Source organism: Flavobacterium jejuense (assembly GCF_006491595.2).
Classification (GTDB): domain Bacteria; phylum Bacteroidota; class Bacteroidia; order Flavobacteriales; family Flavobacteriaceae; genus Flavobacterium; species Flavobacterium jejuense.
The window spans coordinates 313,200-337,674 of record NZ_VEVQ02000004.1 but is presented as its reverse complement, the minus strand read 5'-3'; the positions used below and the strand labels follow the sequence as shown (position 1 = coordinate 337,674).

At 29.5% G+C, this 24,475-nt stretch carries 18 protein-coding genes; 4 read left to right on the top strand and 14 right to left on the bottom strand.

All coding sequences use genetic code 11. The features are described from left to right. The 14 genes from FIA58_RS08440 to FIA58_RS08375 form a co-directional block, all read right to left on the bottom strand. Nucleotides 1-501, bottom strand: a complete 501-nt coding sequence (locus tag FIA58_RS08440) for a F0F1 ATP synthase subunit B (RefSeq protein ID WP_140962040.1) — start codon at nucleotides 499-501, stop codon at nucleotides 1-3. A gap of 88 nt (nucleotides 502-589) precedes the next feature. Further along, complete coding sequence (gene atpE, locus FIA58_RS08435) at nucleotides 590-781, bottom strand: ATP synthase F0 subunit C (protein WP_026992764.1); 192 nt, start codon at nucleotides 779-781, stop codon at nucleotides 590-592. A gap of 36 nt (nucleotides 782-817) precedes the next feature. Beyond that, nucleotides 818-1,993, bottom strand: coding sequence for a F0F1 ATP synthase subunit A (gene atpB, locus FIA58_RS08430; RefSeq protein WP_140962076.1), 1,176 nt, complete (start codon nucleotides 1,991-1,993; stop codon nucleotides 818-820). A 117-nt stretch (nucleotides 1,994-2,110) separates the two neighbouring features. After that, on the bottom strand, nucleotides 2,111-2,503 hold the full coding sequence (locus tag FIA58_RS08425) for a hypothetical protein (protein ID WP_140962038.1): 393 nt from the start codon (nucleotides 2,501-2,503) through the stop codon (nucleotides 2,111-2,113). 49 nt (nucleotides 2,504-2,552) lie between these two features. Then, nucleotides 2,553-2,765: an AtpZ/AtpI family protein gene (locus FIA58_RS08420; protein ID WP_140962037.1), complete on the bottom strand. Its 213-nt coding sequence runs from the start codon at nucleotides 2,763-2,765 to the stop codon at nucleotides 2,553-2,555. A gap of 343 nt (nucleotides 2,766-3,108) precedes the next feature. After that, nucleotides 3,109-3,549 carry a hypothetical protein gene (locus FIA58_RS08415; RefSeq protein ID WP_140962036.1) on the bottom strand — a complete coding sequence of 147 codons (441 nt, stop codon included), beginning with the start codon at nucleotides 3,547-3,549 and terminating at the stop codon, nucleotides 3,109-3,111. A 26-nt stretch (nucleotides 3,550-3,575) separates the two neighbouring features. After that, on the bottom strand, nucleotides 3,576-10,544 hold the full coding sequence (locus FIA58_RS08410) for an RHS repeat-associated core domain-containing protein (RefSeq protein WP_140962035.1): 6,969 nt from the start codon (nucleotides 10,542-10,544) through the stop codon (nucleotides 3,576-3,578). A 3-nt stretch (nucleotides 10,545-10,547) separates the two neighbouring features. Beyond that, on the bottom strand, nucleotides 10,548-11,009 hold the full coding sequence (locus FIA58_RS08405; protein ID WP_140962034.1) for a T9SS type A sorting domain-containing protein: 462 nt from the start codon (nucleotides 11,007-11,009) through the stop codon (nucleotides 10,548-10,550). Nucleotides 11,010-11,102: 93 nt separating this feature from the next. Next, entirely contained in the window at nucleotides 11,103-13,991 is a 2,889-nt protein-coding gene (locus tag FIA58_RS08400) for a TonB-dependent receptor (RefSeq protein WP_140962033.1), read from the bottom strand. 312 nt (nucleotides 13,992-14,303) lie between these two features. Next, nucleotides 14,304-14,699, bottom strand: a complete 396-nt coding sequence (locus FIA58_RS08395) for a bactofilin family protein (protein WP_140962032.1) — start codon at nucleotides 14,697-14,699, stop codon at nucleotides 14,304-14,306. 30 nt (nucleotides 14,700-14,729) lie between these two features. After that, nucleotides 14,730-17,321, bottom strand: a complete 2,592-nt coding sequence (gene porW / locus FIA58_RS08390; protein ID WP_140962031.1) for a type IX secretion system periplasmic lipoprotein PorW/SprE — start codon at nucleotides 17,319-17,321, stop codon at nucleotides 14,730-14,732. A gap of 106 nt (nucleotides 17,322-17,427) precedes the next feature. Continuing rightward, nucleotides 17,428-18,093 carry an aspartate kinase gene (locus FIA58_RS08385; RefSeq protein ID WP_140962030.1) on the bottom strand — a complete coding sequence of 222 codons (666 nt, stop codon included), beginning with the start codon at nucleotides 18,091-18,093 and terminating at the stop codon, nucleotides 17,428-17,430. Between the two features lie 54 nt (nucleotides 18,094-18,147). Further along, the gene (locus FIA58_RS08380; protein WP_140962029.1) at nucleotides 18,148-18,507 is read right to left on the bottom strand and encodes a YraN family protein; all 360 of its coding nucleotides are present in this window, start codon (nucleotides 18,505-18,507) and stop codon (nucleotides 18,148-18,150) included. Between the two features lie 10 nt (nucleotides 18,508-18,517). Further along, nucleotides 18,518-19,417, bottom strand: coding sequence for a S66 peptidase family protein (locus FIA58_RS08375; RefSeq protein WP_243754652.1), 900 nt, complete (start codon nucleotides 19,415-19,417; stop codon nucleotides 18,518-18,520). A 185-nt stretch (nucleotides 19,418-19,602) separates the two neighbouring features. Here FIA58_RS08375 and metG point away from each other — a divergent pair, with 185 nt between their 5' ends. From metG to FIA58_RS08355, 4 genes are all read left to right on the top strand, one after another. Beyond that, nucleotides 19,603-21,666 carry a methionine--tRNA ligase gene (gene metG / locus FIA58_RS08370; RefSeq protein WP_140962027.1) on the top strand — a complete coding sequence of 688 codons (2,064 nt, stop codon included), beginning with the start codon at nucleotides 19,603-19,605 and terminating at the stop codon, nucleotides 21,664-21,666. Between the two features lies 1 nt (nucleotide 21,667). Beyond that, on the top strand, nucleotides 21,668-22,354 hold the full coding sequence (locus FIA58_RS08365; protein WP_140962026.1) for an HAD family hydrolase: 687 nt from the start codon (nucleotides 21,668-21,670) through the stop codon (nucleotides 22,352-22,354). Continuing rightward, complete coding sequence (locus FIA58_RS08360) at nucleotides 22,354-22,983, top strand: chloramphenicol acetyltransferase (protein WP_140962025.1); 630 nt, start codon at nucleotides 22,354-22,356, stop codon at nucleotides 22,981-22,983. Before FIA58_RS08365 ends, FIA58_RS08360 begins: the two co-directional genes overlap by 1 nt. A gap of 89 nt (nucleotides 22,984-23,072) precedes the next feature. Beyond that, on the top strand, nucleotides 23,073-24,473 hold the full coding sequence (locus tag FIA58_RS08355) for a hypothetical protein (RefSeq protein ID WP_140962024.1): 1,401 nt from the start codon (nucleotides 23,073-23,075) through the stop codon (nucleotides 24,471-24,473). The last annotated feature ends 2 nt before the right edge of the window (nucleotides 24,474-24,475 follow it).

The window sequence follows — 24,475 nt, the reverse complement described above, 5'->3', positions numbered from 1 at the left end:
TTAATTTAATTTAGCATCATCTAACATCTTCTCAACCAATTTCGTTTGAGCTTCATTGTTAGCTAATTCTCCTTTTAATATTTTTTCTGCAATTTCTAAAGATAAAGAAGAAACTTGAGATTTAATTTCAGCCATAGCTGCATTTTTCTCTCCTTCAATAGTTGCTTTTGCTTGAGCAATCATTTTTTCTCCTTGTGCTTGTGCTTCTCCTTTAGCATCTGCAATCATTTTTTCTTTAATTTCACGGGCTTCTTTAATCATTGTATCTCTTTCAGCACGTGCTTCTGCTAATAACTTTTCGTTATCTGCTTTTAGGTTTTGCATGTCTTTCTTAGCATTTTCAGCTGCTAACAAAGCATTTTTAATTCCTTCCTCACGTTCTGTAATAGAATTCATGATTGGTTTCCATGCAAATTTAACTAATAAAAGTATTAATATTATTAATATTAATGCTTGCCAAAAAAACAATCCAAATGAAAAATCGTTAATTAACTTATCCATTGTTGAAAATTATATTTATTCTTTTTAATTTCTTTTTAAAAACAAGACCTGCAACCAACCGTTGCAGATCTTTGTTAATTTGTTTTAATTAAGCTGCGAAAAGTGCTGCGAAAGCAACTCCTTCTAATAAAGCCGCGATAATAATCATCGCAGTTTGAATTTTTCCTGCAGCTTCTGGTTGACGAGCGATAGCATCCATTGCAGATCCACCGATCTTACCTAAACCTAAACCAGCACCGATTACTACTAAACCTGCACCAACAATTCCTGGAATTTCCATAATGTATATATATAATAATTAAACAAAAAAATCAAATTAAACTATAGCGTTATCATGCTCTCCTAACATATCTTCACTATGCTCTACATCATGATGATGATCTTGAACTGCCATACCTATAAATAATGCAGATAACATTGTGAATACAAATGCTTGTAAAAAAGCCACTAATATTTCAATAACTGAAATAAATAATGTTAATCCAAAAAATGATGGACCAGCAATCCAATTCTTGAAAATAAAAATCAATCCTATTAAACTCATCACTACAATGTGTCCTGCTGAAATATTTGCATAAAGACGAATCATTAATGCGAATGGTTTTGTTAATGTTCCTAAAATCTCAATTGGAATTAAAGCGATTTTCATTAAGATTGGAACATCTGGCATCCAAAAAATATGTTTCCAGTAATCTTTATTAGCACTAAATTGAGTAACAATATAGGTAAATAAAGCCAAACAAGCTGTTATTGCTATATTTCCAGTAACGTTAATTCCTAGTGGTGTCAACCCAAATAAATTTAAAATTAAAATAAAGAAAAACACTGTCAATAAATAACCCATGAATTTTCTATATTTTTTCTCACCAATATTTGGCAAAGCAACTTCATCACGAATAAAAATAATAAGCGGTTCTAAAACTCTACCAAATCCTGTTGGAATTGGTCCTTTTTTATAAGATTTAGCTAAACCTACAAACAAGAAGAACATTAACATTGCGGTAATTAACATTGCCACAACATTTTTAGTTATTGAAAAATCAAGAGGTTTATCATTTGTTGGATGATGGTGTTCATCCATGTTTAATTCTCCCGAAGCATTTGTTTTATAAATTTTACCATGATGTAATTTATAATAATTACCATCAACTTCAGCCACAGCTTCACCATGGTGCAATTTTGAGGAAGAAAAAACTTTCAAACCATCATCAAATAATATCACAGGTAAAGAAAACCCATAATGTAATCCTTTTTCTTCATCAGAAAAGAAATTGAAATCATGAGAATCTTGTAAGTGATGATCAATGAAAGCTTTGATTTTAGATTTTTTATCTAAAGGCTCTTCTGCTTCATGTCCTTCAACATGAGATTCGTGAGTTGTTTCAACAGCTACATGAGTAGAGTCTGAAATAGTATTTGCTGAACTAAAAAAAGGCAGCATCGCAAGTGCGATAGCTACTAATACATGAAGTGGTCTTTTTGAAATCACCATAACGTTATAAAATGTTCTTTTTACGGTCGTTAAAAATTTTTGCAAAAGTACAATTTTAATTAATATTTCAAGTTTCTAAAATACTTTTTTTTGTGAATTTGCTATTTTTTTTATCTTTTATGTCTTTTTGTTTAATAATCTAACTGTAAAATAGACATCTACAAATAAATAAACAATAAATAAACAGAAAAAATAGGTTTTCTCAAAACTATTTACAACAGTTGCTTTTAGTACTGGAGCAATAAAAGTATAAGTTAAAATTACTTTAACTGTTAGTGTAGCCATAAAAACATATCCTAAGATATCTTTATTCTTATACCGTATAAAATCATGAATTACTAATAAAACAAGGCTTGAAACAGTAAAAAAAACAAGCATTTTTCTTAAAGAATAAGTTGTTTTTTCAAATTTAGTTTCCAATTGAAAAATAGAGACTATTAATAAATTGGCTAAAAAAATCACAATTACAAATAATATAAATTGTATGTATAATGTTTTATCGAATTTCATTTGTTTAAATTTTGTCTTTTGACAATTCTTTATTTTTATCTATAAAGTTTTATTTGTCCTCTTTATTAATTTGATTTACTTGCCTAATTATAAAATAAAGTGCTATAAAAACCCCAAATAGAGTTACTCCTTTTACATAGTAAGTTGTTTGATATTTTTCATCTAGAAGTTTTCCTAAATAATTAAAAATAAAAATTACTGCTCCCATTTGAAAAGGAATAGTAATCAATGCCAACCACTTATTATAATTGTTTTTTTTCACTTGACAAATATAAAATAAAAAAGAGGTTGTATTTTACAACCTCTTTTAAAACTAATTCAAAATATTATTTAAAACTCATATCTAACTGTAAAGTTCCATGTTCTTCCTAAACCGAAGAAAGCATTGTTACCGCCAGCGATACCTTAATAAGCATAGCAGTTGTCAATAAAAAGAGTACAACTACTTATTTCTGTAGTCTCAATACTATGTAACTTATATTCTATTCACAAGATGTTATTAGCTAAAAAACCATGAATAAACAAGTTATAATTTAAAAAGAAATATCAAAAAATAAAACTACAACACGACAAGATTTGTATTTAATAGTTTTAAAACTATTTTTTTATTTTTCTTTAAAATTTATACTGTTCTTTATTTTTTTATCATAATATATTAATGTGAAATTACTTGTATTAATAGGTATTGTACTTACCAAATTACGTGAATTAGTTGACATATCATACTTTTTATCACCTACAATTAGTTCAAATTTGGTATAATCATCAGGACAATCAAGTTTTTGAGTTTTAAAATCAATTGTTTTAAAAATTAAAGACATAGCTTGTTTATGGACTTTTTTACTATCAATCTTGTATGATAAATAAATTTCTTTCAATAAATACTTATTATTATTTATAGTAATGATTGAATTATCCCCAACGAACTCTTTAATAAAAGCATTTCTTTCTTTTGACTCTTTTACACTTCTTGGATTTACAATAAAATCATCTTTAGAACAAGAAAAATTAATAATTAAAATGCTCATAATAAATATATTTCTCATAAAATAACTGTTTAAATACTAAGACATTATTCTGAATAAAGATAATTTTTGTAAAAATATCTTTGAAAATTATGATTTAATCTTGGAATAATACGATATTCATACCAACGAGGAATACCATAAGCAGCATTAAGAGATTTTGTAACTAGATGAGTACAACTATTTGTAAACAAATGATAATCTTGTTTAGCAGCAATTAATCCAGCAGTAAATGCTTTATTCATTTGATTTCTAGTCATCGAATAAACATCTATTTTATTAAAAGAATGACCAGGTGTAATTTCAGTACCATAATATGTTTGAATATCATCGATGTTATCAAAAGTTTTATCAGTATAATAACTTTCACCACTAAAATTTGCATCATCTGGATCTGAAGTTCCATTTTTAGAAATAAACCTATATTTTCCATCATCTAATTCACCTGAAATAGCATGATGCCCAGCGTTTCTTGCTCCACTTTCATCTAACATAACATTAAATTTATATTTTTTACCAAATCCTCCATGCATCGCATGATTCAACCCACTAACAACCAAACCAGTTGCAGCACCTGTCCAAAAGTTACCTCCTGTTAAAGTTGCTCCAGCTCCACCTGCAATAGTTCCAAAAGAAAGTATTCCAACAGTACTTTGTGAAAATTTCCCTCCAAGACCACCCCAATTGCCGTCTCCTCCTTTTAAACTACCACCAGACCATAAACCAGCTGCCATACTACTTAATGCTCCAGCTGCAAAACTTTGAAAGAAATCTCCGCCTTGTATTCCAGAAACAAATCCTTGCGTATATCCATGTGCAAAAGCCTGAAAGACAAACCGTGTTCCAAATTGTTGTATCCCTTGGGCAGCTTCACCAATACCAAATGAGGCTGCTCCACTTAACGCTCCTATAAAGGAAGCTTTAAGAAAACCTCCTGGTGTAAAAGGGACATCCGCTAATAGTGCTGTTAAAGTATAACTAGTTGCACTTATAACAGCTCCAACAATTACCGCTGCTAATATACCAAACTCACCACTAGGATCGTTGTACTTCAATGGATTATTTAACACATATCCATAACGATTATAATTTTGTGTATTGTATGGGTCTTGTATATAATTATCTGGTTGTAAGAAACGATGTACTTTTGCATCATACAAACGACCATTCATGTGAACCAAAGCTACACTTTGTAAATGCTCATGTCCTGTATAACCTCTATCTAATAACGCAAAATTTGTTAAAGTAGTACCTTGACCATCTACTATTTTTATAACATCTCCCCAAGCGTCAAACAAACGCTTTTCAACTACATTTCCTGAGATATCTGAAATAGCAACAATACTTCCTAAATAATCTCTGTGTAAAAACAAATATTCTCCTATTGCTCCATCTGTTTTATAAACTACAGGTGCTGTGTATCCATCTCCTCCAACATAAGTCACGAACTCCACCTCATCCGTGTAGGTATTGTGTTTAATTTCCATACTACCATCTGCAGAATAGTGCTTACGGTATTGACGTTGCATTTTATCAGCCTGCATGCCACCATAGAACATCGCACTACGGTTATTCATATGATTGTATGTAAAACTAATACGATCCACGCCTGTTTCATGAATTTCAAAAGGACTCTTCCAAACATTATAGGAAATATTCAGTTGTCTTTCTATCGGTGTTGGATCACTTGTCCTTCTAATCTGCACATCATCAAACCATAAAACTCCAGTAGCGTTATTATCTAAACGGATGTTTAATTTTTTAATGTTTGCAGGAACTAAAACTGTTTTCTCAATTTTTACCCATTCCGTTGAAGTAGCAGTTACTTTTTGATCTACCAAGGTAAAGTAGCCTGTTTCATTTTCTGTTTTCATAAACAAGAAAATCTCAGCTTCTGGATTACTACCATCACTCTTTACCCATACTGAATACGTATATTCTGTAGGTTGAGTGTTATCATTTTTTACCCAGTTTTCTGAATGAATAACTGCTTCATTTGTAGTTGGGTTACTAATTTTTAAAGAAGTTGTTCCAGTTTTACTAACTGTATTGTCATAAGAAAATAAATTATTAGAATAGAATATCCAACCTACTTGTTGCTCCATACTGTCATTAAATATTCCTACTCTATTTTCATAGTAGGCTTTTGCTTCAGCTGTTATATCAATTGAAGTGTTTTGATATTTTTTTGCAGTATTACTATAGTTGTATTTTCCTAATGTGTTTTCTTTAATACGACCATCCGTCTCGTAAATTTGTTCTACTTGTACTCCTTGACCATTTGTATAATGAGTCAATCGATCTAGATTATCATATTGGAAATTCTCTGTCCAATTGAATAAACTATTGGTTCTAGAGGTAAGATTTCCTCTTTGTGGTTCAAAAGTAGTATACAAATTTAATACATCTACAACTGGATTCACCATAACATTAAAATGTCTAGAATGTTGTAAATAACCAAACTGATCATATCCTTGATTTAACCCTATACCATTACCATAATTAGCGCTAGTTAATTGTCCTCTCGCATTTACTTCATTAGTTTGCCATAAAATTTGATTAGAATCAGCATCTAATACTTGCCAATGATATCCGTTTTTATAAGTGTTTTTTGTCCATTTAACACTTTGTTTTCCATCCGCAGTATTTATCATATTATAGAATTCTCTTTCAGGTCTTCCAAAATCATCATACAATGTAGCTCTTTGAAAAAAGGCTAAAAATCTATTTTCATTAGTCCTCCATAATCTTTTATAACTATCATACTCATAAGTATATTCATCATAAGAACCATTAATAAAATCCTCAAACTTACTATACGTAATTAATTTGGTAGTAGGATCATAGGTAAATACTTCTTTAGAATTTGTATTTAATCCTTTTATTGAGGTTTCAATAACTTTTCCAAAAGCATCATATTTTGTATTAGTTACACCATTAGGGGTACTTTCATAATAAACTTCTCCTAAAACATTTTGTTTGTACTCATAAGTTCCTGCAGATGGATCTATTAGTTTGGTTTTTCTTCCCCATTCATCATATTCCATTTTAACCTTAGTTCCACTATAGTCAGACTCCTTTAAATTACCATTGGCAAAATATTTAAAATTGATTACTCCTCCATTATCAGAAGAAGAAATAACATGACCATTTGCGTTTTTAGTAGAACTTGTAGTCTTAGTTCCATCATTTGCTGTAACAGTTAAACCTGAATAATTAATTGTCGTTGTTAAACCTGTTGGTGCAACTGTACTAATTAATCTATTATAATCATCAAAAGAAGATACCGTCCATAAAGCAGGTGTACTCTCATAAGGGTCACTTTCTTTATATTTTCTACCTTTTATATCATATTCCACACTTTTGTATGACCAATTTCCATTAATGGTCTTTACACCTGTTTTTTTAATTCTTCCTAAAGCATCGCTAACCTCAATACTACTGCTACCATCATCTCCATTTTTTGTAACTGTATATTCATTACTTACTTTAGCATAAGTGACATTTACATTTTTATTTAAATAATCTGTTATTTTAATTGTTTTGCCCCAATTATCATATTCCGTTTTACTAGTCAGATCAAAAGGACTTTTAGTCTCGGTTACCAATCCATACAAAGGATGAAAAGATACATTTGTAGTAACTAAGCCTTCAATATCTTTTGACGTTTTTACAAAGCGTTCTGTTGAATCATAGGTGTATTCTACAACTCTAGGAGCGCTTATTGCTTGCGGAGCAGTATAACCACTGGTACTTATCGTTTTTTTAATTAAATTTCCAACTAAATTATACTCATAATCTTCCACTAAATAATTATCGCTATCTGCATCGACATTTCCTTTCTTTTTCGTTTGCACTAATCTATTATTTGCATAATTAAATGATTCCTTTGTAGAAAAAGTATCCCCATATGCAGTGGTGGTTGTAGTGATTTCTATTGGTCTTCCAATATGATAATCTGAACCCGTCCCATTTGGATTATTATCAAAAATAGAAGTTACAACCTTAGTTGCATCTGGACTATTTGGATTATTTGTATAATTTTTAGTAGTTACCGTTACAGGTAATAAGTAATCATTATCATAAGTGTATCCTACTTTATTGGTTACACCTGTTACAAAATCTTTCGTTTCTTTACTAGTAAGTGCTAATCTATAACTATTGTTTACTATATCAGCTTGATAAGCATTTATAGAACTATTTATTATACCAATAGGATTACCAGAATTTACAAATGAAAAAGCAAAGCCTGCATCTAATAATTGAGTATAAACTCGCTCTGGTGCTCCTCTCCAATCATGTCTATTTTCTGATATAGTCCAAACACGTTTTGAATTAGAATTTTGATACCACTCACTTCTAGCCGTTTTCTTAAACCCTATACTACCTAATCCATGCAAATGAACTTGTAAACCATGATATCTAAAGTCTTGAAATCTTGAAATTCCTTCAACTGTATTTTTTATTTTACTAACCAAATAATTAGTCGGCAAACGTTTAATTTCTAAATAAGGGTAATTCAAACTATTAGATGAAGAATAAAATTCATTCAAATTGCCAAATCCATTATTCAATGAACTTGATTCCATAGTAGCATATTCTACTTCATTTACAATATTCCCTCCTGAAGAGGTCACCTTAGTAATTCGAGCATCTTGAGCAACATTTTTATTAAATTTAATAAAATAAGCTTTATTATAATGATTGTGAACTACAACTATGTCCCTATTTAAACCCGCATATCTATAATTAGAGACTACTGGTATAACAATATCTGGAGAATCACTATCGTGATTGCAATTTTGAAAAGATCCAAAAGAGGTATTAATAGTCTCACAAGGAGAAACATAATCTGCTGTAAATTTACTAGATCCATTAGGTATTTGTGTGTTCCCAATATTATTCACAAACGTAGTAATTTGCCATTGCGTATTGTGATCATTAATCGTCCAATTAGGTTTATAATATTTAAACCAAACACGTACCATATCCGATTTACCATCGCCATTGGTATCTAAAGCATAGTATTTACTAAAATGTGTTTGAGTATTGTAATAGCTACCCGTATTAGGCCAGTATTCCACTATATTATGAGATTCTTTTTCAAAAAATGAACCACCTGCTGGTTTAGGATTACTATAATAAATATGCCATAATGATTGGTTAGCACCACCCTCAGTATCAGGCAACATAATATCCATTTTTCCATCTCCATTATAATCACCAAATAGAATGTCTTTTGTTTTTGAATAATTATCAATAATTCCTTCGCCAATTAATTCAGCTTCAATCCAAGGCGCTTGAGTTAATTGATTAAAAGTTACAATTTTATATGTCTTATTATCATTAATAATAAGTATATCTGATTTTCCATCTCCATTAGCATCTAAGACAAAACGTTTATGTAATTTTTGAACAGAAGTATGAATAATATCACCTTTTGGGCTAATTACTACTGGTGGTATATAACCGTCTAATACTGAAGAATTTTGAACATTTACATAACCTGAGCTATTTAATACAACAGAACTATTGATGTTTAAATCTAAAATATGATAATTATAACCTTCGTTTGTTCTTATTCTATCTCTACCATCCCCAATTGTAATTTCATTAATAGAAGAAACTATTAAAACTTCAGAAATTCCATCACCATTATAATCGCCTTCATAATACTCATTATTTGTTTTTAAATATGGGGTTGGAATAGAACCTGGTCTAGGATTAATTGTAAAATTATTAGGATTATTTCCCATGTTATCAAATACAATTTGTTTATTATATGTATTAACAATATTGTTTTGATCATAGTTAAAGATTTTAAAGGTAATATCAGTAGTTGTTTCTGCTGAACCTACCATAGAATTAAACTGGTTTAGCTTCTCATTTAGTAAAGTTGTTGCTGTAAATTTAGCCTCATTTCTGATGGAAGAAAAAGCTGAGGGTAATGTAATGGGAGCTTGTCCAGAATTCCCTTGAAATAAATTACGATATAATCCATTATCTGCTATGAAATCTAATCTTCCATCGCCATCAAAATCACCCGATAAATCGATATTATTAAAATAAAGATTATTATTATAGGTAGTTTTAATTTCTGTTCCTTGATTGTGATTAGATGTAGTATTATATTCAAATACAACAGGATTTGCAGGTTCTAAAGCTCCATTAAACTCCTGAATTTGTGAAACACGCTCATATCCAAGTTGTGGATCAACTATATGTGTTAATTGGTATTTTCGAAATAAAACATTATTTGTTTTAACTTGAATATTGTCTAACAATTCTGCTTTCTCGTGTTTGATCCCTTTTATGTAAGCATATTCAGCTCTTTTAGCCAACTTATAATTGAATTTTATATTATTCAATGGTGTAGATAAACCATTAACATTGGCACTAAATTTAATTTCACCAATACATAAAGCTTTGTTGTAGGGTTTAATATAATGGTATGTAAGAAAATTACCAGTAGTGTCTTCAAAACGAACGATATAGAAAGCTGTTAAATCCACAGCATTCATCCCTCCATAATTACCATACCATGAACGAGAACCATCTGGAGAAGTTACAATGAAATACATTGCTGTTCCAGAACCAAATAATTCAATTTTAGAATTTGATAATACTTCTGTTTTATAAACAGACCCGTCTTCCCAATAATTTCCCGATACTAATTGTAAGCGTTGTCCATCTAATGCTAATTTATCATTAACATCAAAATCAACACCATCTACATAACCGTCAATGTCTTTTCGTGTTGCCATTCTAGTTATGGCAGAAATTGAACTTATGCTCCAACCTTGTCCTGCAATACCTCCCATTTGACCATTTGCATATATTAAATTTATGGTTGGTCCCACATCTTGAATACTTGGTGGTAGAGCTATGGGCAAAGTATAAACGGCTTGACCATTTTCAGAAACTTCAAACTGCCCTTGTGTATCGTGATAATTATTTGTTTGTGAGTAAGAACTAATACAAATAAATAAAAATGCTAATAGTAAAAACTTCCTCATGGGTTATTGCTTAATAATTGTAATTGATTTTTGTTCACCGTTTGTATATGACAGCAACACAGAGTATGTTCCTGAAGGATATTCTTGAAAAGAAATTATCTTAGAATTTTCTTTTTCTAAATTGGGTAAGAATTTTATTAGTTGTCCTGATAAAGAATATATTTCGACTTTTGAAACATTATTGCTTATTAATTCCCATTTTAAAAAGAGTTCCTCCTTTACTGGATTTGGATAATAAGATAGTAAGTCCTCTGACTCAAATTTTAATAAATCCTCTTCTTTTAAATCTACAATTTCTTTAATAATTTCTTCTTGAGAAGTTCTTATCAAAGAAGAAGAGCAATTAATACATAATTCCCTTTTTATTTGATTCCCAGCTGAATCATAATTAAACAAAATTCTATCTACTTGAGCAGATATAGATGATGTGACAATAAAAATAAGGATGAAAAAGATTTTTTTCATAAAATATAGTATTATTAATTAATAAAAAAATTAACAACAAAAAGACTATATTTTATAGTCTTTTTGTTGTTAATTTATATAAATTTTTCTTTTTTAAAACTCATATCTAACGGTAAAGTTCCATGTTCTTCCTAAACCGAAGAAAGCATTGTTACCCCCAGCTAATCCTCTGTAAACATTTCCATTATCTCTAAAAGAAGGGCCACTTAATGTTGCTACATCAAAGGTTGTTGGATCTGGGCTATCAACTTCATAACTTGAATTTGACTCAGAAATATACTTTCTATTGAAAATATTATCAACGTTTAAACGTAAATCTATATAGTTCACCACATTAATTCTAAATCTGTAAGATGCAAAAGCGTCAACTACAGTAAAATCTGGTAACAAAATAGGATTCTTAAAAAATGTAGCATTTTCCTTATAAACAATAAAATTTGGATCATATCTCTCTAATGATGGAGAAGCATACATCTTATCAGAATATTTTAAATTTGTTCCCAAATTAAAATTCTTAAAAAACTCATAACTTGCAGACATAGAAGCCATCAACTGTGGAGCTCCACCAATTTTATGATCTTTTATGTACAAAGTAGAAACTGGAGTTGTACTACCTGGAAGAAGATCATAAAAAGTTGCATTCGAACTGTATTTCCAATCTCCTAAAGACAATGTTCCTTTCAAAATTAATCTTCTCATAGGAGCTGCTGTTACATCTAATTCAACTCCTCTATTAACTCTATTAATTCCAGAAGTAGTACCAAAATTTCCTTGTTCAGGACTATAATATGGTGTTTCTGCATCTTTATGATCTGATGAATAAGCACTAATATTTAAACTTATGCTTCTAGATCTAAAACCATAACCTATCTCTATTGATTTGAATTTTTCATTTTTATAGTTAGGATTGATATCATTATTCAAACCGCTAAAAACTGTTACGAAAACTGGTGGTCTTGAAACAAAACCAGCATTTGCCCATAAATTATGTTTAGCTGTAACATTAAAGTTCACACCAAACTTAGCATTATAACCATCAATCGATAATTCACTAGTAGACTCACTTGTATTATTATCTATGTCATACACTCCTGAACCAGGATTAGATTCAGCATAATTTCCTAAAGAATAGTTAACTCTCTGAATAAATTGTCTGTTAAACCCTCCTTGAGCTAAGAAATTTAATTTCCAAATATCATATTCAATTTGAGCATAAGAACCTAAATAAGCTATTTTAGCATCGTATTTATAATCTACTGGAGTAGCTCCTAAATTTTTCTTTGTAAAATCAAATAATGGTTCAGGCAAAGCTGTATTATTTGTATTCAATGAATAACTTGGAGTACTAGAAAAATCAAGATCATAACCATCAGCTCCAAATAAATTATTTACAATTCTGGTTTTATTATAAACAGTTTTTCTAGCATCTAAACCATAATTTAATTTAAAATTATCAGTTAATTGTGTACTTAAATTTAAAATACCACCATAAAAAGTTTGATTGGTAATTTCAGATAATAGAGTTATACCTGAATCATATGTATAAACAGTATTGTCATTAGAATCAATATAAGCACCTGCATATGGAGAATTTATATAAAATTCATTACCATTTCCATCAATATAATTAGGATCTCTATTATAAACACTTGTAGGATCTGGATCAAGTGTATCTGAATTATATTGACTGATAAAAGTTAAATCAATTTGTCCATTAACATCTGTTATGTCTTGTGCAGAAGAACCTAATATTCCACCAGAGAAGTCTGTACTTCCACTAGTTCCTTTAGAACCATATAATTTAGCTGATAGTTGTGTTTTATCTGTAAAATTGATATCCCATTGAAAAATACCCAAAGGCTTATGTCCAAAATTTACTTTTGTAGCATTTTGTTCGTTATCTAAATAACCCCAATCACGGTTGTATTTGTAGTTTGGCTCATCTACACCATTCCCTCTTTCAATATAAGTTGATAAAGCAATATCTGAAACTCTTTGATTGTGCCATTGTGGTGAACCAAAAACTTTAAATTGAAAATCATGCTTCTTTTTCTTAAAGCCTAAAGCAATATAGTAAGAATAAGCTTCAAAATTAGTTGAATTTACATATCCGTCTCCTGAGGTTGAGCTTAATAAAATATTTGCTGAAAAGCCACTTTGCAACAATCCTGTAGCAAAAGAACCTACGAACTTCTTATATCCATCATTACCCACAGAATTATATAAAAACCCTCCTTTATCATAATTCGCATCTCTTAAAATCATATTCATAGTCCCTGCAACAGATGAATTCACAAGCTTAGAAGCTCCCAAACCTCTTTGTAACTGTATAGAAGAAGCCACATCATTCATTGAGGCAATATTTGCCCAATCCACAATTCCTGCTTCTAAATCATATACAGGAATACCATCAATCATTGGAGAAATGTTGTTTTGCTCAAAACCCCTAACATTCATTCTAGTATCTCCATAACCACCACCTACTCTAGAAGTATAAACTCCAGGCATTTGACTTGTTAATTCAATAAAATCTTTATTTGATGCTTTTTCACGCATTTCATAATTTCTCATTGTTGAAGAAGAAATTGGTGTTTTTCTATCTTTAATAACGTCAATACTCGATGTAGTTACAATAATATCTCTTTCAGTAACTGAATTTTCTTCCAAATAAATCACTCCTAAATCAACTGTAGATTCGTCTCCTTTACCATAAAAAGGAATGGACTTAGTTATAAATCCGTTCATTGAAATTTCAACTGTACCAAAAGTCTTTGTAGTAGTTACTTTAAAAGTTCCATCAAAATCCACAGAAACTTGGTCTACTGCTGTAGTCCCATCAGCTTTAATAGATACTAAGGCTCCAAATAAAGAAAGTTTCTCCTTATCGTCTTTAACAGCACCTTTAAACTTTGTTTGTGAGTATCCCTGAAATAAATTTAAAATTAAAAAAAAGATCAGTGAATAATAGGTTAATTTTTTCATAAAAAGTTATTTTTTAAACGAGTGCAAAGTTTGTCTAAAAAAAAAGTTAAAAAAAAATTGGATTTTTTAACAAAATAACATTAAAGTGTGTTTTTTTTCTTTTTAATGAAAATATCTGTTTTTTTTTTGTTAAAATTTTCATTCTATTATTATGATGAGTTTTATAAAAAAATGAATAATTAATTTTTAAAGCCATTTATTTAGGAAAAAAATAAAAATAACTTTAAGTTAATGTTTTATTAAATTAAGGTTAATAAACGACAAAAATCCCTTTAAAAAAGGGATTTTTGTCGTTTATTATCGTAAAAAGCACTACTTTTTATCCACTTTTATAGCTTCAGTTGTACTATTTTGCTTTGATTTCATTGAACAAGTAGCTTCAAAAATTGCACCTGACTCTACAGAAAGTCTTCCAACAATAACATCACCTTTTATACAAGCTGTAGATTTCACGGTTAATAATTCATCTACTTCTAGCTTTCCTGTATACTTCCCTTCAACATCGACATTCTTACACTTAATATCTCCTTGAACTTCACCTGATGTTCCGATTACCAATCTTCCACCTGAAATATAATTACCTATTAAAATTCCATCTAATCGAAAATCTTCTTTCGTTTCAATATCTCCTTTTATTGTTGTGCCTTGAACAATTCTATTCGTTTTGCCCAATGGGTTACTTTGGGGGGCTTTATTCTTATCAAACATAATATAGTTAGTTTGGGGTTATATGTTGTTTTATTTAATCCATTCTTGAAATTTCTTCTTTACTTGTATTATTTTATAATCTTGTGAAGAAATAGTATATACTTTATCTTTTATTTTATAATCTTTATACTCTTGTAAAACACTTAAAGTTGCCTTAGCTACTTCTTCAGTAATAAAACCATGTATAACAATAAAATCTTCATCCATTGTATAAATATCCACAGAACTTTTTAAATCATCATTTCTTCTTGATTTTAAATACTTATCAATTTTCTCTATTAACTTTTTAGCACTTTCAATTTCATCAACTTTTTTTGGAAAAACTAATTTCCAAGAATCGGATTCATTAGTTACGAAGTCTAAAGCCTCTAATTTTGGAATATGATTTTGAAGTAAGTCCTCTGCTTCTTTCCCTTCATCTGTATTTGGGTATGTTAAAGAAACATAATTGAGTGCCTTTTTGTATTCTTCAACACCTTTAAGCCTTCCAACAACATTAGCTTTCAACATTTCAAATTTTGGCAACGACTCTTCTCCTAAATACTGTTCAATTCTATCCTGAACTTCTACAAAAACTTCTCTTAATTGATTCTCTGTATACTTCTTGTACAACTTATTAAAAACAACTTCTGGTCTAGAATCATCATCATCAACATTTAAAGAAGGGTTTTTAAGAATTTGAGCATATCTACTTTCTGGATATTCAGAGATAATTTGATCTTTATAACTTTGTGCTTTATTTGGATTAATAATTTCGTATATCTTATATAAATTATATTTAGCTGGAAGTATTAACCTTTCTTCTGGGTTATTTTTAAGCAATTGCTCTAATCTATTGGTAGCCAATTCATATTCTTTAAATTTTTCCTTATAAATGATTCCCAACTGATAATAGGCAAAATTTCTATCTCTTGCTAAAGAATCAATGTTAGACTTTCTTGTTGGTATTTTAGAAAGATAAAAAGAAACATCATATTCAGGCTTATTAACAATCTCGTCTAAAGAGTCATTAGTTGTAACTGCATTCTCATCTTCGTCATTTTCATTAGGATTTGAAGAATTATTTTTAGCTTCAGATAACTTCCAATTTTCTTTTAATTTTCGATTACCCCATTTACTTTGAAAATCTTTTTTACCATAAGCTACAGTTACTGGATTATAAAAATAAAAGGTGCTTTGCTCTTCTTGACCATTTGGTGGTAAAAAACTTGGTGGTAAATTACCCGAATTCAAATTTTTAGCAGCTGATATGGATTGGTTTTCTTGTTTTATAGCTTCTAATTCTGCTTTCTCTGCCGCCATTTTTGCTTTTAACTCATCTTCTGCTTTTATTTTTTTAATATATTCTTCAAAATAATTTTTCCTCTCGCTCTCTCCCATCGCTACTATAGAAAGAATACTATCATTTTCATGAGCAATGGTTTCATATTTAATTACGTCTTCTAAATTATCTCTTTTCTTTTTAATTTTTCTGTATTCTCTTGTTCTGCTATCCATTTGAATTAAAGTACTATCATAATACTGACCTGCAACTTTATATTCTGCACTCTTAAAATACATTTCCCCAATATTTCTATAGTTAGAAGCCATTAAATAACGATCTTGAGAAGATGCCCTTAAAGATTTATTATACCATTTTTTAGCCGTTGAATCTATTTCTTGTTTATCATAAAAAAGACCCATTTCATGATACAAAACATCTAAAAAAGGTCTATTCTCTCTATCTTCAATTAACTTATTAAATTTTTCAGTAAATAATAGTGTATCTCCATTTTTATAATCAAATTGAGCCGCTTGTCTAGCATGAGCTTGAATAACGTACCTTCTAGGTGATTTTCTATTCATATCAATCACCTCTTGGAAAGCAACATAAGCACTATCACCATATTCCAAAGACTCATATAATTGTCCTAAAATAAATGAATATCTAGCTTTTTGCTCTTTATTACTTGTATTTTCTTTTGCCACTTTAATAGTAGCAATTGCACTATCATTTGATTCTGTATTCATATAGGCTTCTGTCAACATTGCATTTGCATCTGCTAAATCTTGCCCTTCAATTTTTTCATCTTCAAGTAACTTTTTTAAGTTTTTTATAGCTGTCTCCTCATTTTCAAGACGAATATTTACTTTTTCTCTCCAAACTTTAGCTTGATAAATTTTATCACTAGTAGGATATTTATACAATATATAATTAAAGGCTTCTAAAGAAGGTAAAAAACGATTGTCATAGTAACGTGCTTTTCCTAATAAAAGATAAGCTTCATCCATCTGAGGATTCTTCTCTTTCCCTTTAATATTCATGGAATGTTTTTGAATAGCCTTTACTGCCTTTTCTTCAGCTCGTTCAAAATTTGGGTTTTTCGCTTCTCCAGGCATCATATCCTCTTCCTGAATTGGCATCCTTTCAACAGGTAATATTGCCCAAAAATTATCTTTATATGTTACAACCAAATCAGCCTTACCTGCATCTAAAGCTATGTTACCATTATATAATATATTATATTCTGTAGTAACAGCATGAAAATTTCTATTGATAAACTTATCCTTCTTAACAGAACATGCTATTAGAAAAAAAAGGAAACCAACTGTAAATGAGTATTTAAGTATATTGTTTTTCAAGATAAAACGCTTTAATTCTTTAACTACAAATTTCTCTTTTTAGTATAAAGAATGGTAAAAATACATTTCTTTTTTTGATGTAAAAAAAAACAATTGTATTTTTATACTAATCCTGAATAGTTTTTAAATCCTTAATAGCTTTAAAAGCAATATCAATTTGATTATCGCTAACAATAATAGTAAATTCATTTGTAGTTGAAATCACCTCATGAATAATTATACCTTCCCAAGCTAATCTCTGGAAAATATAATAGTAAACACCTGGAACAGATACATTCTCTTGAGGGAGTTTCACTGTTATTGAAGATAGATTTTCAATTTTGTGTGTTATTTTTTCTGTTTTTAATAAATCGGCAACTAAATATGAAGCTGATGTACTAATGATAATATTTGATTCATTAACTCCTCTTGAAGAAGTATAAAAAACATCTGATTCTTTATTAATTTCTGATAATAATTTGGCTTGATTATCCAAAAGTGTATCCGAAATAATAAAAGCATAATCGGTTAAGGAGGAACGAACAGTTATTTCTCCAGTATTTTTTAATACCCTAGAAATCTTGTGGTTAATTTTAAAATCTAATTCTTCTGAAAGCCTTTTCAATGACATTACTACCGCTCCTTGCTTTATGTCTTTTCCTAGTTCTTTTTCTAGATAAGGCATCATTACTCTAGATAAAGAAGTGAGGTTAATTATTCCTTGTGATAAGGAATTTAAAAGAAATGGTTTCGATTTAATATATTGTTCTACAACAGAAGAAATAGTTTTCATTATGTGTTATTTTTTACAAATATAATAAAAAACACAAAATGTTACATTTATAACTTAAAAATAATAAAACGCCTCTTCTATATGTTCTATAACAAATTTTGATTTTTCTTTATGAATGGCAATAATATCAAACCTAACTTCAACATCTAAATCATTTAAAATAACATACTCGTTAATCGCTTTTAAGAGTAATTGAATTTTTTTTGGTTTCACAAAATCTTGTGGCAAACCAAAATCAATACTGGAACGAGTTTTAACTTCTACCACTGCCAGTATAATACCTTTTTGAGCAATAATATCAACTTCTGCTTTGTCGAATGTCCAATTAGTTTCTAAAATTTCATATCCTTTTTCTTGAAGAAATACTACTGCTTTTTCTTCTCCTATTTTACCTAATTCATTGTGTTCAGCCATTTTCGAGTAATTAGTTTTTAAAAACTAATGTGATTTCTTTATCGTTAACTTCAAATTCAACTTGACTTCCTAAAATTAAAGTACGATTGTCTTTTTGATGACCTGCACAAAATTCGAAAGCAATTGGAATTTTATACTCTTTGGCGATAGCTGTAATAATTTGGACTTCATTTTGTCCAAATGGAATTTCGTTATCGTGCATATCATGCATACTTCCCACAATAATTCCTGCAGCATTTTCAAAATACCCATTGCGTTTTAAATTATACATCATTCTATCAATATGATATAAATATTCGTCTAAATCTTCAATAAAAAGTATTTTCCCTTTGGTATTAATTGAAGATTTTGAACCTAATAAACTATAAAGAATAGAAATATTTCCTCCTACAAGTTCCCCTTTTGCTTTGCCTTTAAAATCATAAGATTTAGAAGGAATGCTGTATTCTAACTTTTTACCAAATAAAGCATTCTTAAAAGTTTCTTTTACTTTTTCAGGAGCTCTTGGAACAGTAAAAGGCATAATGGAATGCAGAGATGCAATTCCTAACGTATTCAAATGACTGTGTAATACCGTTACATCACTAAAACCCATAATCCATTTAGGATTAGTTTTAAATTTTGTAAAATCCAACAAGTCAATAATTCGAACCGTTCCATAACCACCACGAGCACACCAAATGGCTTTCACATCATTATCATCCATCATTTCTTGCAAATCAGCAGCACGTTCAGCATCAGTACCTCCTAATTGACAACTATCCAAACCGATAGTTCTTCCTAGTTTAGTTTTCAAACCCCAAGATTCTAACAATTCAATAGCAGGTTTAGCTTCTTCTGGCATAAATTTTCTAGCAGTACAGATAATGGCAACAGTGTCACCTTTTTTAAGATACGATGGCATTTTCATTTTTTGTTGAGAATGAGAGTATAATGAGACAAAAATTAGTAATACAATATAATTAAACTTCATAAATAGAAAAGTTTAACCCAAAAATACATAAATAAGATATAAAAATTCGTCAAATCATTCCTAAAGAATTATTTTTGCATGTTTTTCTGAATGAATATCAGAATCTAAAATACAATTGAATTATGTTAGAAAATCCAAAAAGATATACTGTAACTGCTGCTTTACCATACACTAATGGTCCTATACACATAGGACATTTGGCTGGTGTTTATGTGCCAAGTGATATTTATGCAAGATATTTACGTTTACAAGGAAAAGATGTTGTTTTTGTTTGTGGAAGTGACGAACATGGAGTAGCTATTTCAATGAAAGCAAAAAAAGAAGGCATTACTCCACAAGAAGTAATTGATAAATATGATGGTATCATTCGTCAATCTTTTATAGATTTTGGGATTACATTTGACAATTATTCAAGAACTTCATCAAAAATTCATCATGATACTGCTCAGGAATTTTTTAAAAAATTATACCAAGATGGGAAATTCATTGAGCAAACTACCGAACAATTATATGATGCTAAAGCCGATCAATTTTTAGCAGACCGATTTGTAACAGGCACTTGTCCGAAATGTGAGAACCCTGAAGCTTATGGTGATCAATGTGAAAGATGTGGTTCATCTTTAAATGCAACTGATTTAATTAATCCTAAATCAACTATTACGGGAGAAACTCCAATTTTAAAAGAGACAAAACATTGGTTTTTACCTTTGAATGAATATGATGCTTTTCTTAGACAATGGGTTTTAGAAGGTCACAAAAATGATTGGAAATCGAATGTTTACGGACAAGTAAAATCTTGGGTTGATGGTGGTTTAGAACCAAGAGCAGTAACACGTGATTTAGATTGGGGAATAGATGTACCTGTGGAAGGTGCTGATGGTAAAAAATTATACGTTTGGTTTGATGCTCCTATTGGCTACATTTCAGCTACCAAAGAATGGGCTGAAAGAGAAGGAAAAGAATGGGAACCATATTGGAAAGACGAAGAAACAAAATTAGTTCACTTTATTGGTAAAGATAATATTGTATTTCATTGTATTATTTTCCCAGTAATGTTGAAAGCTGAAGGGAGTTATATTTTACCCGATAATGTTCCAGCAAACGAATTTTTAAATTTAGAAGGAAACAAATTATCTACTTCTAAAAATTGGGCAGTTTGGTTACATGAATATTTACAAGATTTCCCAGACAAACAAGATGCTTTACGTTATGCTTTGACGGCAAATGCTCCAGAAACTAAAGACAACGATTTCACTTGGAAAGATTTTCAGGCTAGAAACAATAATGAATTGGCTGCGATTTACGGTAACTTTATTAATAGAGTAGTTGTTTTAACTAATAAATATTACGAAGGAATTGTTCCAAAACCAAATGAATTTACTGAAGTTGATGAACAAACTTTGACCGAATTAAAAGCATATCCATCAGTTATTTCCAGTTCAATTGAACGCTATCGTTTTAGAGAAGCATTAGGTGAAGTAATGAATGTTGCTCGTTTAGGTAATAAATATTTGGCAGACGAAGAACCATGGAAAATGATAAAAGAAAATCCAGAAAGAGTAAAAACCCAAATGTATGTGGCCTTACAAATTGCTTCAGCATTAAGTGTTTTATGTGAACCGTTTCTACCTTTTACTGCTAAAAAATTAAAAACAATTTTAAAGCTGAACGAGTCCAACATTGGTTGGAATGACATTTCTATTAAATCAGATTTACTTTCTGCTGGTCATCAAATAGGACAGTCTGAAATTTTATTTACTCAAATAGATGATGCAGAAATACAAAAACAACTAGACAAATTAGAAGCTACAAAAACTGCCAATAAAATGGAAAATGCAAAAGCTGAACCACAAAAAGAAATAGCCACATTTGACGATTTTACAAAATTAGATATTCGTGTTGGAACCATTTTGGAAGCTGAAAAAATGCCAAAAGCAAACAAACTTTTAGTTTTAAAAGTTGACACAGGAATTGATGTACGAACTATCGTTTCAGGAATTGCAGAACATTTTTCACCTGAGGAAGTTATTGGCAAACGAGTAACTGTTTTAGTAAATTTAGCACCAAGAGCTTTACGAGGTGTAGAAAGTGCTGGGATGATTTTAATGACTAATAATGCTGAAGGAAAATTAGTATTTGTAAATCCAGATGCTGAAGGAGTTTTAAATGGTACTTTGATTAGTTAAGATGAATAATATTAAAACAATAGCTTTCGACGCAGACGACACTTTATGGCACAATGAACCTTATTTTGATGAAGCGCAAGCAAGATTTTCTGAACTTTTTCAAGATTTTGCTTCTCATCAAGAGATTTTAGGTTTAATATTGAATCATCAGGTTAAAAACTTGCCTTTATATGGTTTTGGTATTAAAGCGTTTACGTTATCTATGATTGAAACGGCTTTAGAAATTACAAATAACACCATCTCTGGGAAAGGAATTGAAAAAATAATTACAATTGGTAAAGATTTATTACAAAGACCAGTAGAGTTATTGCCAAATGTTGAAGCAGTTTTACAGGAATTAAAAGGAAAATACAAATTAATTGTAGCTACTAAGGGTGATTTAAAAGACCAACATAGAAAATTACACGATTCAGGTTTAGGACATTATTTTCACCACATTGAAGTTTTGAGCGATAAAACAGAGCTAGATTATGAGAAAATGCTTGGTCGTTTAGATATTAAAGCATCAGAATTCTTAATGATTGGTAACTCTTTAAAATCTGATGTGTTACCTATTCTGAATATTGGTGGTTATGGTGTTCATGTTCCTTATCATACCACTTGGGAATATGAAAAAATTGATTTTGAAATTGAACATGAAAATTTTAAGTCAATTACCTCTATAACTGAAATTTTAGCTTTTTTGTAATGAAACGATTACTTGATATTGAAACGTGGAATCGGAAAGAGCATTTTGAGTTTTTTTCAAAATTTGAAGAACCTTTTTTTAGCATTACTTGTCCTATTGATGTTACTTTAGCTTATGAAAATGCAAAAAAATTACAAATTCCATTTTTTACCTATTATTTGCACAAAAGTATTTTAGCCATCAATAAAATTGAAAACTTTAGATATAGAATTCAAGAGGATAAAGTTTATATTTATGATGAAATTCATGCCTCAGCAACAATCATGAGAGATGACAAAACTTTTGGTTTTTCATTTATGGAGTATATAGAAAATGTAAATGGTTTTCAAGAAATGGTTAGAGGAGAAATTACAAGAATACAAAACACACCTGGTTTGCTAACTCGAGAATTTCCTGAAAATATTATTCATTTTTCTGCTATTCCATGGATTAATTTCACTGGTTTAACGCATGCCAGAAGTTTTAGCTCTCCAGATAGCTGTCCTAAAATATCTTTTGGAAAATTAATTTCAAATAATGAACAAAAAACTATGTCAATGTCAATTACTGCTCACCACGGTTTAGTAGATGGCTATCACATGGGATTATTTATAGAGAAATTACAACGTTTATTAAATGAAGAAATTTAATCAATGTCGCTTTATTTTTTTAAAGTTTTACCATACTTTTAACTGAAAATAAATCCGTTTTAAGCTATATTTGATTTAAAATCTTATTTATGAGAAAGCTTTCTCTTTTGTACTATCTTTTTTTTAGTTTTTCTATTTTTAGCCAAATTAAATTGGCTGATGTTTCTGTCGAATTAAAAAAAAGTGCTGATTTTCACCAACTAATTACACAAGTTAATCCTGAAACAGCAGAAATCTTTTCTTTTACTTCTGATAAAGAAAAACTTATTGGCTTAAAATTTAATAATGCTATTTTCTTTTCGGATAGTATATCTATCAAAAGACCATTTAATTTTCGTTACATGATGGGTTCAGGATTTACAGAAAACAATAATCCTGTGTGCTATTGGGCAACCGAAGATATGGAAAGGTTTATAGGCATCGAATTTGATTTTAACTCTCATACAACTAAAACGATTCAATATAACCTCAGTTTAAAAAATCAAATTATTTTTTCTGATTTTTATGAAAAAGGAATTCTATATTTTCTAACTGAAAAAAAAGAGTCTCAATCACTTCAATTAATTTCCATTCAAGGTCATAAAGTAACAACAAATGAACTCGATTTTTCAAAATTTACAATTGAAAACAAAAACCAGAAAGAAACAACCTTATTAAAATTACTTAACCAATTTGGAATTACTAAAATTAACACTAAGGGATTTAACTCTTATGTTTTTGGAACTAATTCTATAAAGTATTATTTGCGAAATGGCACATTGGTAATTACTCTAGACAATACGACTACAAAAACACAAGTTTTTGAAATTAACTTAAACTCTTTTGACATAAAAGAAACTATTTTTAATCAAAACAGTTTAGAAGATATAAAGCAAACCAATTCACTCTTATTTGAAAATTATTTAGTGCTATTAGAATTAAATAAAGAGGTTTTTGAAATTCAAATTCTAGATTATTCAAATAAAGATCTTATTCAAAAATACCAAATTAACGAAACCAAAACTCTTCCTTTTACAACCACATTTTTTACTCAAACTGGTAATAATTCTCCCAGAAAAATTAAGAATAGTAAAAAATTTATAAAAAGAATACTTGATGGAAATATAGGAGCATCTATATATAACTTAAATGGAAGTTATGTTGCTACTTTTGGAACTTCAAGAGAAATTGTACGAAATAGTGACATTGTTTTAGGTGTAGGATTAGGATTATCATCCATTGCTACGGGTACTGGTTTTTATTCTGATTTTTTAGGAGAAAATTTCGTTACTAAAAATATCTTTTTTGATGTCCAATTCGATTCTAATTTTGAACAAACAAAAAGTGCCATTAAACCCCTTTTTGTTGATAAAATTGCACGATTTACATCTGAAAATAGAAATGTAAAATATGAACACTATTTCCCTTATCAAGACTACTACATTTTGAGTTATTATGACAAAAATACAAATGAGATTGTGTTGAGTAAATTCACTGATGGTTTTGATTGATA

Coding starts and splice junctions, on each gene's coding strand:
- FIA58_RS08410 (WP_140962035.1), bottom strand. CDS start 10,544: ATGAGGAAGTTTTTACTATTAGCATTTTTATTTATTTGTATTAGTTCT.
- atpB (WP_140962076.1), bottom strand. CDS start 1,993: ATGGTGATTTCAAAAAGACCACTTCATGTATTAGTAGCTATCGCACTT.
- FIA58_RS08375 (WP_243754652.1), bottom strand. CDS start 19,417: ATGAAAATGCCATCGTATCTTAAAAAAGGTGACACTGTTGCCATTATC.
- FIA58_RS08380 (WP_140962029.1), bottom strand. CDS start 18,507: ATGGCTGAACACAATGAATTAGGTAAAATAGGAGAAGAAAAAGCAGTA.
- atpE (WP_026992764.1), bottom strand. CDS start 781: ATGGAAATTCCAGGAATTGTTGGTGCAGGTTTAGTAGTAATCGGTGCT.
- metG (WP_140962027.1), top strand. CDS start 19,603: ATGTTAGAAAATCCAAAAAGATATACTGTAACTGCTGCTTTACCATAC.
- FIA58_RS08385 (WP_140962030.1), bottom strand. CDS start 18,093: ATGAAAACTATTTCTTCTGTTGTAGAACAATATATTAAATCGAAACCA.
- FIA58_RS08365 (WP_140962026.1), top strand. CDS start 21,668: ATGAATAATATTAAAACAATAGCTTTCGACGCAGACGACACTTTATGG.
- FIA58_RS08400 (WP_140962033.1), bottom strand. CDS start 13,991: ATGAAAAAATTAACCTATTATTCACTGATCTTTTTTTTAATTTTAAAT.
- FIA58_RS08415 (WP_140962036.1), bottom strand. CDS start 3,549: ATGAGAAATATATTTATTATGAGCATTTTAATTATTAATTTTTCTTGT.
- FIA58_RS08395 (WP_140962032.1), bottom strand. CDS start 14,699: ATGTTTGATAAGAATAAAGCCCCCCAAAGTAACCCATTGGGCAAAACG.
- FIA58_RS08425 (WP_140962038.1), bottom strand. CDS start 2,503: ATGAAATTCGATAAAACATTATACATACAATTTATATTATTTGTAATT.
- FIA58_RS08355 (WP_140962024.1), top strand. CDS start 23,073: ATGAGAAAGCTTTCTCTTTTGTACTATCTTTTTTTTAGTTTTTCTATT.
- FIA58_RS08440 (WP_140962040.1), bottom strand. CDS start 501: ATGGATAAGTTAATTAACGATTTTTCATTTGGATTGTTTTTTTGGCAA.
- FIA58_RS08405 (WP_140962034.1), bottom strand. CDS start 11,009: ATGAAAAAAATCTTTTTCATCCTTATTTTTATTGTCACATCATCTATA.
- FIA58_RS08360 (WP_140962025.1), top strand. CDS start 22,354: ATGAAACGATTACTTGATATTGAAACGTGGAATCGGAAAGAGCATTTT.